This is a genomic window from Serratia sp. PL7 (assembly GCF_945957435.1).
This window is the reverse complement of the sequence record NZ_CAMFLB010000013.1, coordinates 180,476-197,572: the sequence shown is the minus strand read 5'-3', so window position 1 is coordinate 197,572 and position 17,097 is coordinate 180,476. Positions and strand designations below refer to the sequence as shown.

The window sequence follows — 17,097 nt, the reverse complement described above, 5'->3', positions numbered from 1 at the left end:
GGAGATTAAACGCGGGTAGCGGCTTTCATTTCACGTACAAACTTGCCAAGTTTGGCCAGCATTTCTGCCGGTTGTGCCTGATTCTGTTCGATGATTTTAACAATTGCCGAGCCAGAGATTGCCCCGGCTGCTCCGGCTTGCAACGCATCCTTGACCTGTGAAGGTTCAGAGATACCAAAGCCTTGCAGCGGCGGTGCCGCATGATATTCGCGCAGCTTATTGACCAGATGGTGCAGCGGTAACTGCGCCCGGCTTTCCGTTCCGGTTACTCCGGCGCGTGACAGCAGGTAAGTGTAACCCCTGCCGTGGGACGAGATTTCACGCAGTAAATCTTCATCCGCATTTGGCGGGCAAATATAGATTGGCGCAATACCGTGGCGAGCTGCCGCCGCGCGGAAAGGCGCGGACTCTTCGAAAGGTACGTCCGCGATCAACACTGAATCTACACCGGCTTGCGCGCAGCGCTGATAAAATGCGTCAATGCCGCCGTGGAACACCAGGTTGGCGTACATCAGCAGGCCAATCGGAATATCAGGGTGTTTCTGACGGATCGCCGCCAGCATTTCAAAACAGTGCGTTGGCGTAACGCCGGAAGCGAAAGCACGCAGCGCTGCACTTTGAATGGTTGGGCCATCGGCCAACGGATCCGAGAAGGGGATCCCCAACTCCAAGGCATCTGCACCGTTCTCCACCAGCGTATCGATAATCTGTAACGATAGCGTCGGGTTTGGGTCGCCGAGGGTGACAAACGGCACGAAAGCGCCTTCTTTATTATTTTCCAACCGCTTGAACAGTTGCTGATAACGTTCCATCAGATTTCTCCCCGTGCTTTCAGAATGTCGTGAACGGTAAATATGTCTTTGTCGCCGCGGCCGGACAGGTTAACCACCAGGATCTGTTCTTTCTGCGGCTCTTCACGGATCATTTTCAGCGCGTGTGCGAGGGCATGGGAAGACTCTAACGCCGGGATAATCCCTTCGTGGCGGGAAAGCTCCTTGAAAGCCTCCAGTGCTTCATCATCGGTGATCGACACGTATTCTGCGCGGCCGATGCTGTTGAGATAGGCGTGCTGCGGGCCAACGGAGGGGAAGTCCAAACCGGCGGAAATCGAGTAAGACTCCTCGATCTGGCCTTCAGAGGTTTGCATCATCGGTGATTTCATACCGAAGTAGATCCCCACTTTGCCGTGTTTCAGCGGCGCACCATGCTGGCCGGTTTCGATCCCCAGGCCGGCAGGTTCAACGCCGATCAGGCCAACGCTGACCTCATCGATAAAGTCGGCAAACATGCCGATGGCGTTGGAACCACCGCCAACGCAGGCCAATACGGCATCCGGTAGACGGCCTTCACGCTCCAGCACCTGAGCTTTGGTTTCTTCGCCGATCATGCGTTGGAACTCACGCACGATGGTCGGGAACGGGTGCGGGCCTGCGGCAGTGCCGAGCATGTAGTGGGCCTTCTCGTAAGAGCCAGACCAGTCGCGCAGCGCTTCGTTACAGGCATCTTTCAGCGTGGAAGAGCCGCTATGCACCGGGATCACTTCTGCGCCCATCAGACGCATACGGAATACGTTCGGTGACTGGCGTTCGATGTCCTTGGCGCCCATGTAGATACGGCACTTCAGACCGAGCAGGGCGCAGGCAAGCGCAGAGGCCACACCGTGTTGGCCAGCGCCGGTTTCCGCGATGATCTCGGTCTTGCCCATGCGTTTGGCAAGCAGTGCCTGGCCCAATACCTGGTTGGTCTTATGGGCACCGCCGTGCAGCAGATCTTCACGTTTCAGGTAGAGTTTGGTTTTACTACCGGCAGTCAGGTTTTTGCACAGCGTCAGTGCCGTTGGGCGGCCCGCGTAGTTTTTCAGCAGATCGATAAACTCTGCCTGGAACTCTGGGTCACGCTGGGCGCTGACGAAGGCCTCTTCCAGTTGTTTCAGGGCTGGCATCAAAATTTGCGGCACGTACTGACCGCCAAATTCGCCGAAGTAAGGGTTAAGCAGCGTCATTATTTTTCCCGTTATTATCCGTTAAATGAGGTTCGCAATCAGTAGGCGCGCAGGGTTTGGAACACCGCCGCCAGACGCTCGGCATCTTTGATGCCGGGTTGGCTCTCTACGCCAGAGTTGAAATCGAGGCCCGCACAGCCCAGTTGGGCCGCATCTACGCAGTTGTCCGCACTCAGGCCTCCTGCCAGCATCACGTTGTCCAGCGTTTGCCCCTGCAACACCGACCAGTCAAAGCGAACTCCGGTACCGCCAGCACCATTATCCAGCAGGTAACGATCGACCTGTTGCAGATCGCGAGCGGGCAGGCTGTCCTTCACGCTCAAGGCTTTCCAGATCTGACAGGTGGCTGGCAGCTCGGCACGCAGAGCGTTGATATAAGCCTGGTCTTCCGCGCCGTGCAGTTGCACCGCATGCAGACCAAGGCGCTCGGCAGTTTGCGCGACCGTAGCGGTCGGCGCATCACAGAAAACGCCCACGTATTTCAACGGTGCTCCGGCGATCACTTCCCTGGCGCGGGCAATGTCCACGTTACGCGGGGAACGGCCAACGAAGATCAGACCGCCGTAGTTGGCACCTGCCTGATAAGCGGCTGCGGCATCTTGCGGCCGGGTCAGGCCGCAGACTTTGTTGTCGCCCAGGATCACGCGGCGTACCGCGCTGCGCAGGTTGGTTTCCGACATCAACGCGCTGCCGATCAGAAAACCGTTGGCATAGCGGCTGAGTTCGCGGATCTGGCGATAGTTGTTGATGCCGGACTCGCTGATCACCGTCACGCCATGTGGCACTTTAGGAGCCAGAGTGCGGGTGCGATCCAGATCGATAGACAGATCGCGCAGATCGCGGTTGTTAATGCCGATCACTTTGGCTTCGAGCTGTACCGCGCGCTGTAATTCCTCTTCGCTAATCACCTCGGTCAGCACGCCCATATTCAGGCTGTGTGCCACCGCGGCAAGTTGGCGGTACTGTTCGTCATCGAGCACCGACAGCATCAACAGAATGGCGTCGGCCTGGTAGTGACGTGCCAGATAGATCTGGTAAGGGTCGATCATAAAGTCCTTACACAGCACCGGCTGGGACACGGTTTTACTCACCAGAGGCAGAAAATCGAAGCTGCCCTGGAAGTATTGCTCATCGGTCAATACCGAGATCGCTGAGGCGAAGTCCTTATACACCGAGGCGATTTCTACCGGGTCAAAATTCTCGCGGATCAGCCCCTTGGAAGGAGAGGCTTTCTTGCATTCGAGAATAAATGCCGTTCTGGCGCCTTGTAGCGCATGATAAAAGCTACGCTCGCTTGGCACGATTTCGTTTTGAAAGCTGGCTAATGGCTGTTGTTGCTTACGTGCCGCGACCCACTGCGCCTTGTCACGAACAATCTTGTTGAGCACGGTTTCCTGCATCATTTATCCTCTTGCTGCCAAAGCAGTGACACGCTGGTAAGCCTGCCCACTGTGGATCATTTCCAATGCCTGCTGCGCGTTCTGGCGCAGGTCTTCCTGTCCGAATAGTTTCAGCAACAGTGCGACGTTGGCGGCGACCGCCGCGGCGTGCGCTGGCTCGCCTTTACCTTGTAACAACCTTGCCAGAATGTCACGATTTTCTTCCGGCGACCCGCCTAGCAGGGAGCCCAGCGGGTGGCTTTCCAACCCAAAGGATTTAGGTGTCAGCTGATAGCTTTCAATTTCGCCGTCATTCAGTTCGGCTACGTGAGTGGTGGTGTGGATCGCCACTTCATCCATACCGCCACCGTGTACGACTGCAGCGCGCTGATAACCCAATACGCGCAGGGTTTGGGCGATTGGCAGCACCAGCTCCGGGCTGTAGACCCCAATCAGCGCCAATGGTGGGCGAGCCGGGTTAATCAACGGCCCGAGGACGTTGAACACCGTGCGGGTCTTCAGCTGTTGGCGTACCGGCATCGCATGGCGAAAACCGGTGTGATACTGCGGCGCAAACAGGAAACACACGCCCAGTTCGTCCAATGCTTTGCGGGATTCTTCCGCAGGCAGATCCAGGCGGATCCCGAAGGCGGCCAACAGATCGGATGAACCGGAACGGCTGGAGACACTGCGGTTGCCGTGCTTGGCCACCTTGACCCCACAGGCTGCGGCGACAAAGGCGCTGGCCGTGGAGATATTGATGCTGTTGGTACCGTCACCGCCGGTGCCGACGATATCCGCGAAGGCATAGTCCGGGCGTGGGAACGGTAAAGCATCAGCCAAGAGCGCCTTGGCTGCTCCGGCGATTTCTTCCGGGTGCTCACCGCGGATCTTCATGCTGATCAATGCTGCCGCCAGTTGGCTAGGTTCCAGCTCACCGCGCACGATAGCGCTGAATAACTGCTGGCTTTCTTCCTGGCTCATCGACTCCGAGCGATACAGTTTTTCAAGAATAGGTTGCATAGTCGGTTCCCCTTGATTATTTCGCCAGCGCCCAGGCCAACGTCTGCTCAAGCAAACGCGCGCCCTGGGTGGTCAGAATGGATTCTGGATGGAATTGGAAACCACATACGCGGTGTTCATCGTGACGCACTGCCATCACCATGTCGCCGAAGCGAGCATTGACGGTCAGTCCTTCAGGGATATTGCTGCCGACCAGCGAATGATAGCGGGCGACCGGCAGCGGGTTAGCCATACCGGCAAACATCCCCTGGTTATCGTGAGTAATGGAAGAAGCCTTGCCGTGCAAGATCTCACCGGCCTGGCCAACGTGGCCGCCATAAGCTTCCACAATCGCCTGATGGCCGAGACAGATACCGATGATTGGCATCTGGCCGCGCAGGCGTTGCAACAGTTCGGGCATACAGCCAGCGTCGGCTGGAGTACCTGGGCCAGGGGACAGCATCAAAATAGGCTGCTTCATCTGTTGCAGGCGCGCGATGATGACCTCGGCAGCAATCTGGTTACGGTAAATCACGACCTGATGGCCGCTGGCACGCAGCTGATCGACCAGGTTGTAGGTAAAGGAGTCGACGTTATCGAGCAGTAAGATATCGGCCATTAGAAAATCTCCTTGGCCTGGTGCGCGCTGGCGATGGCACGCAGCACGGCACGTGCCTTGTTACGGGTTTCATCGGCTTCCGCCTGCGGAACGGAGTCCAGCACCACACCGGCACCGGCCTGCACGGTGGCAACGCCGTCCTCAACATACGCGGAACGAATGACAATACAGGTATCGAGATCGCCATGAGCGGTAAAGTAGCCCACCGCGCCGCCGTAGCTGCCACGACGGGTGCCTTCAGAGGCGGCAATCAGTTGCATGGCGCGCACTTTCGGTGCACCGCTCAGCGTGCCCATATTCATACAGGCCTGATAGGCATGCAGCACGTCGAGATCGCTACGCAGCTTGCCGACCACGCGGGAAACCAGGTGCATCACGAATGAGTAACGGTCTACCTTGGTCAGGTCGGCCACGTAGCGGCTACCCGCTTCACAGATGCGGGCCAGATCGTTGCGGGCCAGGTCGACCAGCATCAGGTGTTCCGCCAGCTCTTTATGGTCGGTACGCATTTCCAGTTCGATGCGGCTGTCGAGATCCAGATCCAGTGAACCATCAGCGCGGCGTCCGCGTGGACGAGTACCGGCAATTGGGTAAATCTCAATCTGGCGGCTGGTGGCTTCATATTTCAGCGCGCTTTCTGGCGAGGCACCGAACAGCGTGAACTCGTTGTCCTGCATAAAGAACATGTAAGGGCTTGGATTGTTTTCCTTCAGCGTTTGGTAAGCCGCCAGCGGGTTAGGACAAGGCAGAGAGAAGCGACGAGAAGGCACCACCTGGAAAATCTCACCGTGGCGGATGGCCTGCTGCAACTGGCTGACTACTGCGCCGTACTCTTCATCGCTCTGATTGCAGCTTAACTGCATGTCTTCCAGTTTCTGATGAGGAATGGCGATCGGAGTCTGTTGCAATTGCACCTGAAGCTGTTCGAGACGCTGCTGCAAACGCAGTGTTTCAGCGTTGTCACCGGTGAATGCGCTGGCTTGTAAACGAGCTACGCCGCGTTGGTGATCCAGCACCAGCAGCGTTTCCGCCAGATAAAAACAGAAGTCCGGGCAACGTTGGTCTTGGCGTAGCTCTGGTAGGTCTTCAAAGCCAGCAACCAGATCATAGGCAAACAGACCGCCGAGCAGCATGGCTTCACGCTCATCGGCTGGCGCATCGACCAAAGTCAGCATCGTGCGCAACGCATCAAACACCGACAATGAACGCAGGCGGGCATCTTCGTCTTGTACCGTATCAATTGCCGGGAAGGTCAACTCACGGCCATTAAGGCGAACCTGGATTTGTACGTCGGCAGGCAAGGCCTCATCCAACAGTGGCAGCAGGGCTGCGCCGTTAGCGGTTAGCGCCTGAAGGCTGACCTTACGGCCCAAGGCGGTAATGCGCAGGGCACTGTCGACAATCAGCAGGCTTTTCAGGTTTTGCTTGCTGTTGATTTCCGCCGAGTCCAGCAACAGGGTGGCAGGGCGGGCGCCGCACAACTGATGAAAAATCGCCGTCGGGTCGCTACGGTAACCGGCCTGTGCCGTGAGTAGTTTGAGCTGTGGTTTGATGTTCATCTTCGGTAGTTCCAGTCAAATCTTGTCCATAAAAAAGCCCGCTGTAATGAGCGGGCCTAGGGAATCTGCAGTGTCAGATGACAGGTATGCGTGATTACTCGACCCTTGATTGGGAAGTACGCCACCAGCGAAGAAGAGAAGTGTGCTTAGTCATCATGTTGCTCTCTGTATTTTCATCCAACACGGTTATTGCCGTGAACTTGTGTACTAGATAACTGGAACGACGAGGCAATGTCAACTCTCTTTTTGCACAATATGTTAGCGGCTAGCGTGAAATCGTTAATCTGGCGGGAACGCCATCGGCAGAATAGATTTCCGTCCGGCCATCCATAACGGTTATGATAGAAAGCCAAGCCATCGCAGGATATCCCTTTTGACAGACAGCAGCCCACAATCCTCCGCTTTTACCCTGTACGATCTCCACAGCCACACCACCGCTTCGGACGGTTACTTAACGCCGACTCAACTGGTGCAGCGAGCCGTTGAGATGCGCGTTGGCGTGCTGGCTATTACCGATCACGACACCACCAACGGATTGGCAGAGGCTGCGGCCGCGATAGCCGATCTTGCCTTGCCCTTGCAGCTGGTTAACGGCGTCGAGATTTCTACCCTGTGGGAAAACCATGAGATCCACATTGTCGGGCTGGGGCTCGATATCGCCCATCCGGCACTGTTACAGCTGCTGATCGAACAGACCGAGCGCCGTAATCTGCGGGCGCAAGAAATCGGCGTTCGGTTAGCGAAAGCGCGTATTCCCGATGCCTATGCCGGAGCACAACAACTGGCAGGGGACGGAGCGGTCACCAGAGGGCATTTTGCCCGTTTTCTGGTGCAGCAGGGCATGGCCGCCAACATGGCGCAGGTGTTCAAGAAGTATCTCGCCAAAGGGAAAATCGGCTATGTTCCGCCACAGTGGTGTACAATAGAACAAGCCATTGATGTCATTCATCAATCCGGTGGTCAAGCGGTGATGGCGCATCCGGGCCGTTACGATCTGACGGCCAAATGGCTGAAGCGTCTGCTGGCCTATTTTGCCGAACATGGCGGCGATGCGATGGAGGTGGCGCAGTGTCAGCAAGCCCCCCATGAGCGTACGGTGTTGGCTAAATATGCGCAGGACTATCAATTATTGGCGTCTCAGGGTTCGGATTTTCATCAGCCCTGTTCGTGGATTGAGTTGGGTCGCAAACTGTGGTTACCCGGCGGTGTTGAACCGGTGTGGCGCGATTGGCCACTGCCCCAACAGAACCTAGTAGATTGATTTAACGCGGGCGTTGTTTTGCGCGTGCATCATTTTCAGGAGTTAGAGATGAGCCAGCTATTTTATATTCACCCGGACAACCCGCAGCCGCGCCTGATCAATCAGGCCGTAGAGGTGCTGCGCAAGGGCGGTGTGATCGTCTATCCAACAGACTCTGGCTACGCGCTGGGCTGCAAACTTGAAGAGAAGGCGGCTTTGGAGCGTATTTGCCGTATTCGCCAGTTGGACGGCAACCACAACTTTACGCTGATGTGCCGCGATCTGTCCGAGCTGTCGACCTATGCCTATGTGGACAATTCGTCGTTTCGCCTGATCAAGAACAATACGCCGGGCAATTACACCTTCATCCTGAAAGCGACCAAAGAAGTGCCTCGTCGCCTGATGAATGACAAGCGTAAAACCATCGGCCTGCGTGTGCCATCTAACCCGATCGCTCTGGCATTGCTGGAAGTGCTCAATGAGCCAATGATGTCGACTACGCTGATGTTGCCGGGCAATGATTTTGCCGAATCCGATCCGGAAGAGATCAGCGAACACCTTGGCAAGCAGGTGGATCTGGTGATCCACGGCGGTTTCCTGGGCCAGCAGCCGACCACGGTTATCGATCTGACTGAATCCTCTCCGGAAGTGATCCGTGAAGGGGCTGGCGATCCAGCGCCTTTCCGCTAAACAGCCGGACGAAGTCAGTGCCAAGGAGGGATAAAGCCTGTATAATAAGCGGTTGGTTTTGACCAAGTGCTAATCTTTGCGGCCGCCTCTCCTTGCTGAGAGTGGCGGCAAAGTCCCCCCGACGCCTGTGAAGGCGACATTAGAGGTTGCTCAATGAGCGAAAAGTTACAGAAAGTATTAGCGAATGCTGGCCATGGCTCGCGTCGTGAAATAGAAACCATGATTGAGGCGGGTCGCATCAGCGTCGACGGCAAGATCGCCAAACTGGGCGACCGAGTTGAAGTGGTCGCCGGGATGAAAATTCGTCTGGACGGTCATGTTGTCTCGATCAAAGAATCCGAAGAAGCGGTTTGCCGCGTGCTGGCGTATTACAAGCCGGAAGGCGAACTCTGTACCCGTAGCGATCCGGAAGGTCGCCCAACGGTCTTCGATCGCCTGCCAAAACTGCGAGGCTCTCGCTGGGTAGCGGTAGGGCGTTTGGACGTGAATACCTCAGGCTTGCTGCTGTTTACCACAGACGGTGAACTGGCTAACCGCCTGATGCACCCAAGCCGCGAAGTTGAACGCGAATACGCCGTGCGCGTGTTCGGCCAGATCGACGACGAAAAGCTCAAACAACTGAGCAAAGGTGTCCAACTGGAAGATGGCCCGGCGGCATTCCGTACCATCACCTTCCAGGGTGGTGAAGGCATCAACCAGTGGTACAACGTCACGCTGACCGAAGGCCGTAACCGTGAAGTACGTCGCCTGTGGGAAGCCGTTGGTGTGCAGGTAAGCCGTTTGATCCGCGTGCGTTACGGCGATATCGATTTGCCAAAAGGCCTGCCTCGTGGCGGCTATACCGAGCTGGATCTCAAGGCGATCAACTATCTGCGTGAGCTGGTGGAGCTGCAACCGGAAACCGTCAGCAAACTGCCGGTGGAACGCGATCGTCGCCGTGTGAAGGCTAACCAGATCCGCCGTGCGGTAAAACGTCACAGCCAGGTTGCTCCCGGTAGCCGTCGTGGCGCACCAGGCAGCAGCAAACCGGGTAAACCGGCCAAGTCTTCCAAGCGTAGCTAAATTTATCACCGTGGCCTTGCCTTCTGGCTTGGCCACGGATTATTCAGTTACCAGTCAATGCCCTGCTGAGCCTTGATCCCCGCTTCAAACGCGTGCTTCACTGGCCGCATCTCCGTCACGGTATCCGCCAGCTCCAGCAAATCGCGATGACAGCCACGACCGGTGATAATCACCGTCTGGTGCGCAGGACGCTGCTCAAGCGCCTCCAGCAGCTCAGCCAGCTCTAAATAGCCGTAACTCACCATATAGGTCAACTCGTCCATCAGCACCATATCCAGGCTGCTGTCGGCCAACATCCGCTTACCATGTTGCCAGACGGCCTGACAGGCGGCGGTATCGCTTTCCCGATCCTGAGTTTCCCAGGTAAAGCCGGTTGCCATCACCTGAAATTCCACGCCGTGCTGTTGCAGCAGGTTTTTCTCGCCGTTGGGCCACTGGCCTTTGATGAACTGGATCACTCCAGCTTTCATACCGTGACCGACGGCGCGGGTGACGGTGCCAAATGCAGCGGTGGTCTTGCCTTTGCCATTGCCGGTAAAGACCAGCAATAGGCCACGCGTTTCCTGCGCGGCGGCAATGCGGGCATCCACCTGTTCTTTGAGCCGTTGCTGGCGTTGCTGGTGACGATCTTCAGCCATGTTAAAAGCTTCCTTATTCGGCGGCGCCGGGTTTACGGTTGGGCTGAGCATCGAAGCTCATGCCGGTTTTACGGCGGCTGTCATCGCCCATCAGATACAGATAGAGTGGCATGATATCGGCCGGTGTTTTCAGCTTGTTTTTATCTTCCTGTGGGAAAGCAGATGCACGCATTTTGGTGCGAGTTCCGCCAGGATTGATGCAATTTACCCGCAAGTTACGGTTTTTATACTCATCGGCCAATACCTGCATCATCCCCTCGGTAGCAAACTTGGAAACGGCATAGGCCCCCCAGCCGGCACGGCCGGTGCGGCCAACGCTGGAGCTGGTGAATACCAACGAGCCCGCATTTGATTTTAGCAGCAACGGCAGCAGCGCCTGGGTAAGCATGAAGGTGGCATTCACGTTGACCTGCATCACTTCGTTCCACATGGTCATCGAAAGCTCGGCCATTGGGGCGATATCGCCCAACAGACCGGCGTTTTGCAATACGCCGTCCAAGCGTGGCACCTTGGTGGCCAAGTCCTCCGCCAGGGTTTGGCACTGCTCTGGCGTGGTGTGTAACAAATCCAGCGTAACGATATGCGTCGGGGCGCTGGAGATGGCGGCAATTTCAGCCTGAACGGCCTGCAATTTGCTTTCCGTGCGGCCAAGCAGCACCAACTGTGCGCCGTAACGAGCGTAAGTCAGCGCCGCTTCACGGCCAATGCCGTCGCCCGCCCCGGTCACCAGAATAATTCGTTGTTCGAGCAGATCCTGCTTAGGTTGGTAATGCACAATAGTTCCTCGCGCCTGGTTGGCGGCTCCCGCGCTATGGCTGGGAGCTTGGGTGGATTGCGGATCGCGGGTAGGAGCAGAGTTGCTCAACCACAATGGCGATCCGCTGCGAATTTTTGTCAGTAATTTGATGAATAATGTCTGTTATATGCCTGAAATGGATCGCATTTTCAATGAGTAACCTACAGAAACGGCATTCTTTTGTAACAAAAACGGTACAATAGCGGCTTGGTTACCGCTGCGGGTAACTCCATAGCACGGAGGTGCACCGCATGATCACCAATCTGAATTTTCATTTAGGCGCGACAGCCGTGGTGCCATTTGCTAAAAAGTAGGTAGGGGCGCTGCATGCTGCTCCCGCTCAACTAACAAACTGTAAATAAAGGCGGTATCTGTGGAGTTTATATCTGTTTATGGCCTTTTCCTGGCCAAAGTTGCCACGGTGGTGATTGCTATTGCCGCGCTGGCGTTGCTGGCGGTGAGCCTTGGGCAGCGCAAGAGCCAGCAGAAAGGGGAACTACAGCTTACCGACCTGGGTGAGCAATATCGTGAAATGCAACGGGAAATGCGCCTTGCCCGCATGGGGGCGGCAGAGCAGAAGGCCTGGAGCAAGCAATTCAAAAAGCAGAACAAGGCCGACGACAAGCTGAAAAAACAGCGTGCCAAGGCCGGTGCGGTAGAGGCAGTCAAACCTTGCCTGTATGTGCTGGACTTCAAGGGAAGCATGGATGCCCATGAGGTCAGCTCACTGCGCGAAGAGATCTCTGCCGTATTGGCGGTAGCTACGGCCAAGGACGAAGTGCTGCTACGTTTGGAGAGCCCTGGTGGGGTGGTACACGGCTATGGCCTGGCAGCGTCGCAGCTGGAGCGCCTGCGCAAGGGCGGTATCCGCCTGACGGTGGCGGTGGATAAGGTCGCGGCTAGCGGCGGCTACATGATGGCCTGCGTGGCCGACCGCATTGTGGCAGCCCCGTTTGCCATCATTGGGTCGATCGGCGTGGTTGCGCAGATCCCCAACTTCCATCGCCTGCTGCAAAAGAGCAACATCGATGTGGAATTGCACACCGCTGGCCAGTTCAAACGCACCTTGACCCTGTTTGGTGAGAATACCGAACAAGGGCGGGAAAAATTCCGTGAAGATCTGAACGAAACTCACGAGTTGTTCAAACAGTTTGTTCATCAGCAACGCCCTTCATTGGCTATCGAAGAGGTCGCGACCGGTGAGCATTGGTATGGCACTCAGGCGAAAGATAAAGGGCTGGTTGACGCGGTCGGCACCAGTGACGATCTGTTGATTGCCGAGATGGAAAACCATGAGGTGGTGGGGGTGCGTTATGCTCGCCGTAAACGCTTCATCGATCGCTTTACCAGCAGTGCGGCAGAGAGCGCCGATCGTCTGCTGTTGCGCTGGTGGCAACGCGGCGAAAAACCGCTGTTGTAAGCCAGCAAGGCTATGTTTACACGGGGCCAGATGGCCCCGTTTTTAATGGTTAATCCACCAGATGATATTTCTCGGAAAGCACATGGGCCAGGTGCTTAAACATATTAAATACGGCGGTGGTTTTTGCGGTTGGCAGACCCTCGGGATCTAAAAAAAACTCGCCGCGGAAAACCAACACGCTGCCTTTCTGCTCAACGTCGGTGGCCACCATGCCGTGCATATAATCTTCGTGTTGGCGGATGATGTTATTTGCTTCAGTAAGCAGATCTGCTCGTTCGATGGGTTGAGTATTGTTACGCATTTATTTCTCCTGCAAGCGAAAATTCTGAACGTATTCTAGCGCGGGTTCGCGTTTGTCCGCAAACCAGCTAAGGTTTAATTGCCGTCTGGACGGCCAGTGATTTGGCCCGCCATGGCGAAATGAGATTTTCCGCGCTAATTAAGTTGCGTCGCGTTTGTTATCAGGTAGAGTGTGGGATTTTGCGGCTTCCGGTGGAAGGATTTGTTTACGCTCAACGCAGGTCATAGCTGGCCTGGCCTCTGGGGTTCGGCGTGAACAGGTTAGGCTGGCTAAATGCGTTCAGGTTGACCAGTTAGGCAACCATTAGAAAAAAACAGGTTGATCTCTTGCCAGAGTACCGCAATATAAATAAGAGATACGAATTGCCGCGGTACGGCGAGACAAATGGCTTCTTTTTAGAAGTATTAAATTCAGGTAAAGGTAATTATGGGCAAAGCTCTCGTAATAGTTGAGTCCCCGGCAAAAGCCAAAACTATTAATAAATATTTAGGTAATGACTACGTGGTGAAGTCCAGCGTCGGTCATATCCGTGATTTGCCGACCAGTGGCTCAGCTAGCAAAAAGAGCGCTGAGTCAACCGAAGACAAAACCAAAGACAAAGCCAAAAAGAAAGTCAAGAAAGATGAAAAGACCGCGCTGGTCAATCGCATGGGCGTCGATCCTTACCACGGGTGGGAAGCGCAATATGAGATTTTGCCCGGTAAGGAAAAAGTGGTCGCCGAGTTAAAGTCGTTAGCCGAAAATGCTGACCACATTTACCTCGCAACCGACCTTGACCGCGAAGGGGAAGCCATCGCCTGGCACCTGCGGGAAGTGATCGGTGGAGACGACAAGCGCTTTAGCCGCGTGGTGTTTAACGAAATCACCAAAAACGCGATCCAGCAGGCGTTCCAAGCGCCAGGCGAGCTGAATATCGATCGTGTCAATGCACAGCAGGCGCGTCGCTTTATGGACCGCGTGGTGGGCTATATGGTGTCGCCACTGCTGTGGAAAAAAATTGCCCGTGGCTTGTCCGCTGGCCGGGTGCAGTCCGTTGCGGTACGGCTGGTGGTGGAGCGTGAGCGCGACATCAAGGCATTCGTACCCGAAGAATACTGGGAACTGCATGCCGATCTGCTGGCGAAAGGCGAAATTGCGCTGCAGATGGAAGTCACCCACGCCCACGATAAGCCGTTCAAACCGGTTAACCGTGAGCAGACTCATGCCGCGCTTAACCTGCTGGAAAAAGCCCGTTATACGGTGCTGGACCGCGAAGACAAGCCAACCAGCAGCAAACCGGGTGCACCGTTCATCACCTCCACGCTGCAACAGGCTGCCAGTACCCGCCTGAGCTTCGGCGTGAAGAAAACCATGATGATGGCGCAGCGTCTGTATGAAGCCGGTCATATCACCTACATGCGTACCGACTCCACCAACCTGAGCCAGGACGCGGTCAACATGGTGCGTGGTTATATCGGTGACAACTTCGGTGACAAGTACCTGCCGAAGGCGCCTAACCAATACAGCAGCAAAGAAAACTCCCAGGAAGCGCACGAAGCGATCCGTCCTTCCGATGTCAGCGTATTGGCTGAACAGCTGAAGGATATGGAAGCGGATGCGCAGAAACTGTATCAGCTGATCTGGCGTCAGTTCGTCGCCTGTCAGATGACACCGGCGCAATATGACTCCACCACGCTGACGGTGAAAGCCGACGATTTCCTGCTGCGTGCCAAAGGCCGTACGCTGCGTTTCGATGGCTGGACTAAAGTGATGCCTGCGCTGCGTAAGGGTGATGAAGATCGCACCTTGCCGTTTGTCGAAGTGGGCAGCGAGCTGGATCTGCAAAAGCTGATCCCGAGCCAGCACTTTACCAAGCCACCGGCACGTTACAGTGAAGCTTCGCTGGTTAAAGAGTTGGAAAAACGCGGAATCGGCCGTCCATCTACCTATGCCTCGATCATCTCGACCATTCAGGATCGTGGTTATGTGCGGGTAGAGAGTCGCCGGTTCTACGCAGAAAAAATGGGTGAGATCGTCACCGATCGCCTGGAAGAAAACTTCCGTGAGCTGATGAATTACGACTTCACTGCACGCATGGAAAATGGCCTGGACCAGGTCGCCAACAACCAGGCGGAATGGAAAGCGGTGTTGGACGAATTCTTTGCCGAATTCAGCGAGCAGTTGGAAACCGCCGAGAAGGATCCTGAAGAGGGCGGCATGCGCCCAAATCAGATGGTGATGACCAGCATTGACTGCCCGACCTGTGGCCGCAAAATGGGTATCCGCACTGCCAGTACCGGCGTGTTCCTTGGTTGTTCCGGTTATGCGTTGACGCCGAAAGAGCGCTGTAAAACCACCATCAACCTGGTGCCGGAAGCGGAAGTGCTGAACATCCTCGAAGGGGATGATGCAGAAACCAACGCCCTGCGTGCCCGTAAGCGCTGCCAGAAGTGCGGCACCGCGATGGACAGCTACCTGATCGACAACCAGCGCAAGCTGCACGTGTGCGGTAACAACCCGGCCTGTGACGGCTACGAAATCGAGCAGGGCGAATTCCGCCTGAAAGGTTACGACGGCCCGATCGTTGAGTGTGAGAAGTGTGGTTCCGAAATGCACCTGAAAATGGGGCGCTTTGGAAAGTACATGGGCTGTACCAACGAAAACTGCAAGAACACCCGTAAGATCCTGCGCAGCGGTGAAGTTGCTCCACCGAAAGAGGATCCGGTCCCGCTGCCAGAGTTGCCGTGCGAGAAATCGGACGCCTACTTTGTGTTGCGTGATGGGGCAGCAGGCGTGTTCCTTGCGGCCAACACCTTCCCTAAATCGCGTGAAACCCGTGCGCCGTTAGTGGAAGAGTTGCTGCGCTTCAAAGATCGTTTGCCGGAGAAGTTGCGCTATCTGGCCGATGCGCCGGTGGCCGATCCGGAAGGCAACAAGACGATGGTGCGCTTCAGCCGTAAAACCAAGCAGCAGTATGTCTCATCAGAGAAAGACGGCAAGGCCACCGCTTGGTCCGCATTCTTCGTTGATGGCAAATGGGTTGAAGGCAAGAAGTAACCCAGGCGCAAGGCAACAGCAAAAAACCAGCTCAGTGAGCTGGTTTTTTATTGGCGAAAATCGGCTGGCGGATCTATTCTTCTCTGCTTTTTCTTATTTTTATCGGCAAGGTTCGGCGTTGATAATCATGCGAAAAGATCGTTATCATCTTGTGAAGCGGCTCTATACTTGGTGGCGCGACATGATATAATGGTTATATAAAAACGTTTTTTATGATTAAAGCTTATTAGCAACGGCGTTTTCATCAGCATCTGGGCGAAATCACTGTGTTTAAGGCTTGTGAGAATTAAGCATACCGGGACAACACCGAGATACCTGGCTGCGGCAGGCCGCAGTGTTTTAACCTAGGATGGTATTCAAATATGAAATTGCAGCAGCTTCGTTACATCGTAGAAGTGGTGAATCATAACCTCAACGTCTCTTCCACGGCTGAAGGTCTCTATACCTCGCAACCGGGTATCAGCAAGCAGGTGAGGATGCTGGAGGATGAGCTAGGTATCCAGATTTTCGCCCGTAGCGGCAAGCACCTTACCCAGGTGACGCCTGCTGGCCAGGAAATTATCCGCATTGCTCGCGAAGTGCTGTCCAAAGTGGAGGCCATTAAGGCCGTTGCGGGGGAACATACTTACCCGGACAAAGGTTCGCTGTATGTGGCAACCACCCATACCCAGGCACGCTATGCCTTGCCCAATGTGATCAAAGGCTTTATCGAGCGTTATCCGCGTGTGTCGCTGCATATGCACCAGGGTTCGCCAACGCAGATTGCCGAAGCGGTTTCCAAAGGCTCGGCAGACTTTGCCATCGCTACCGAAGCGCTGCACCTGTATGACGATTTAATCATGCTGCCGTGCTACCACTGGAACCGGGCGGTAGTAGTGAAGCCCGATCATCCTTTGGCGGGCAAGAGCCATATCACCATTGAAGAGCTGGCCGAGTATCCTATCGTCACCTATACCTTCGGCTTTACCGGGCGCTCAGAGCTGGATACCGCGTTTAACCGGGCGGGGTTGACGCCACGTATCGTGTTTACCGCTACCGATGCTGACGTCATCAAAACTTATGTACGCCTGGGGCTGGGTGTTGGCGTGATCGCCAGCATGGCGGTCGATCCGGTGCAGGATCCGGATTTGGTGATGGTGGATGCCCGCGATATCTTCACCTATAGCACCACCAAAATCGGTTTCCGCCGCAGCACCTTCCTGCGCAGCTATATGTACGACTTTATCCAGCGTTTCGCACCGCATCTGACGCGCGACGTGGTCGATACCGCCGTGGCTTTACGTACCAATGACGAGATTGAAGCGATGTTCAAGGACATCAAACTGCCGACCAAATAGGCCGTTAACTTGAACC

At 55.5% G+C, this 17,097-nt stretch carries 15 protein-coding genes and 1 other annotated feature; of the genes, 6 read left to right on the top strand and 9 right to left on the bottom strand.

Annotated features, from left to right (window positions below):
* Positions 1-5: 5 nt before the first annotated feature.
* Genes trpA through N6G83_RS35270 form a run of 6 tightly spaced genes read right to left on the bottom strand, consistent with a single transcriptional unit; the run spans position 6 to position 6,561 of the window.
* Positions 6-812, bottom strand: coding sequence for a tryptophan synthase subunit alpha (trpA, locus tag N6G83_RS35295; RefSeq protein WP_211136044.1), 807 nt, complete (start codon positions 810-812; stop codon positions 6-8).
* The gene (gene trpB / locus N6G83_RS35290) at positions 812-2,002 is read right to left on the bottom strand and encodes a tryptophan synthase subunit beta (RefSeq protein WP_024529253.1); all 1,191 of its coding nucleotides are present in this window, start codon (positions 2,000-2,002) and stop codon (positions 812-814) included. The genes trpA and trpB overlap by 1 nt, the downstream gene beginning before the upstream one ends.
* A 38-nt stretch (positions 2,003-2,040) precedes the next feature.
* A complete protein-coding gene (gene trpCF / locus N6G83_RS35285; RefSeq protein WP_193569054.1) occupies positions 2,041-3,402 on the bottom strand; it encodes a bifunctional indole-3-glycerol-phosphate synthase TrpC/phosphoribosylanthranilate isomerase TrpF in 1,362 nt (453 codons plus the stop codon).
* A gap of 3 nt (positions 3,403-3,405) precedes the next feature.
* On the bottom strand, positions 3,406-4,404 hold the full coding sequence (trpD, locus tag N6G83_RS35280; RefSeq protein WP_065685698.1) for an anthranilate phosphoribosyltransferase: 999 nt from the start codon (positions 4,402-4,404) through the stop codon (positions 3,406-3,408).
* A gap of 16 nt (positions 4,405-4,420) precedes the next feature.
* The gene (locus tag N6G83_RS35275; RefSeq protein ID WP_024529256.1) at positions 4,421-5,002 is read right to left on the bottom strand and encodes a glutamine amidotransferase-related protein; all 582 of its coding nucleotides are present in this window, start codon (positions 5,000-5,002) and stop codon (positions 4,421-4,423) included.
* Positions 5,002-6,561, bottom strand: coding sequence for an anthranilate synthase component 1 (locus N6G83_RS35270; protein WP_211136045.1), 1,560 nt, complete (start codon positions 6,559-6,561; stop codon positions 5,002-5,004). Before N6G83_RS35270 ends, N6G83_RS35275 begins: the two co-directional genes overlap by 1 nt.
* Positions 6,562-6,589: 28 nt before the next feature.
* Positions 6,590-6,694, bottom strand: a sequence feature (Trp leader region).
* Between the two features lie 240 nt (positions 6,695-6,934).
* On the opposite strand from N6G83_RS35270, the gene rnm reads away from it, so the two are divergent.
* The 3 genes from rnm to rluB all read left to right on the top strand — a co-directional run bounded on the left by rnm (position 6,935) and on the right by rluB (position 9,553).
* A complete protein-coding gene (gene rnm / locus N6G83_RS35265) occupies positions 6,935-7,822 on the top strand; it encodes an RNase RNM (protein WP_024529258.1) in 888 nt (295 codons plus the stop codon).
* Between the two features lie 48 nt (positions 7,823-7,870).
* On the top strand, positions 7,871-8,491 hold the full coding sequence (locus tag N6G83_RS35260; RefSeq protein ID WP_024529259.1) for an L-threonylcarbamoyladenylate synthase: 621 nt from the start codon (positions 7,871-7,873) through the stop codon (positions 8,489-8,491).
* Positions 8,492-8,644: 153 nt separating this feature from the next.
* The gene (rluB, locus tag N6G83_RS35255) at positions 8,645-9,553 is read left to right on the top strand and encodes a 23S rRNA pseudouridine(2605) synthase RluB (RefSeq protein WP_024486388.1); all 909 of its coding nucleotides are present in this window, start codon (positions 8,645-8,647) and stop codon (positions 9,551-9,553) included.
* 47 nt (positions 9,554-9,600) lie between these two features.
* Here rluB and cobO read toward each other — a convergent pair whose 3' ends face one another.
* Complete coding sequence (cobO, locus tag N6G83_RS35250; protein WP_024486387.1) at positions 9,601-10,191, bottom strand: cob(I)yrinic acid a,c-diamide adenosyltransferase; 591 nt, start codon at positions 10,189-10,191, stop codon at positions 9,601-9,603.
* A 13-nt stretch (positions 10,192-10,204) separates the two neighbouring features.
* A complete protein-coding gene (locus N6G83_RS35245) occupies positions 10,205-10,966 on the bottom strand; it encodes a YciK family oxidoreductase (protein ID WP_059200952.1) in 762 nt (253 codons plus the stop codon).
* Between the two features lie 394 nt (positions 10,967-11,360).
* On the opposite strand from N6G83_RS35245, the gene sohB reads away from it, so the two are divergent.
* Complete coding sequence (gene sohB, locus N6G83_RS35240; protein ID WP_024529261.1) at positions 11,361-12,407, top strand: protease SohB; 1,047 nt, start codon at positions 11,361-11,363, stop codon at positions 12,405-12,407.
* 49 nt (positions 12,408-12,456) lie between these two features.
* Here the strand turns inward: sohB and N6G83_RS35235 are convergent, their stop codons facing one another.
* On the bottom strand, positions 12,457-12,708 hold the full coding sequence (locus N6G83_RS35235) for a YciN family protein (protein ID WP_021181261.1): 252 nt from the start codon (positions 12,706-12,708) through the stop codon (positions 12,457-12,459).
* A gap of 426 nt (positions 12,709-13,134) precedes the next feature.
* Here N6G83_RS35235 and topA point away from each other — a divergent pair, with 426 nt between their 5' ends.
* Complete coding sequence (gene topA / locus N6G83_RS35230) at positions 13,135-15,744, top strand: type I DNA topoisomerase (RefSeq protein WP_211136046.1); 2,610 nt, start codon at positions 13,135-13,137, stop codon at positions 15,742-15,744.
* A 362-nt stretch (positions 15,745-16,106) separates the two neighbouring features.
* Positions 16,107-17,081 (top strand): HTH-type transcriptional regulator CysB, encoded by a 975-nt coding sequence (gene cysB / locus N6G83_RS35225; protein WP_021181263.1) that lies wholly within the window; start codon positions 16,107-16,109, stop codon positions 17,079-17,081.
* The last annotated feature ends 16 nt before the right edge of the window (positions 17,082-17,097 follow it).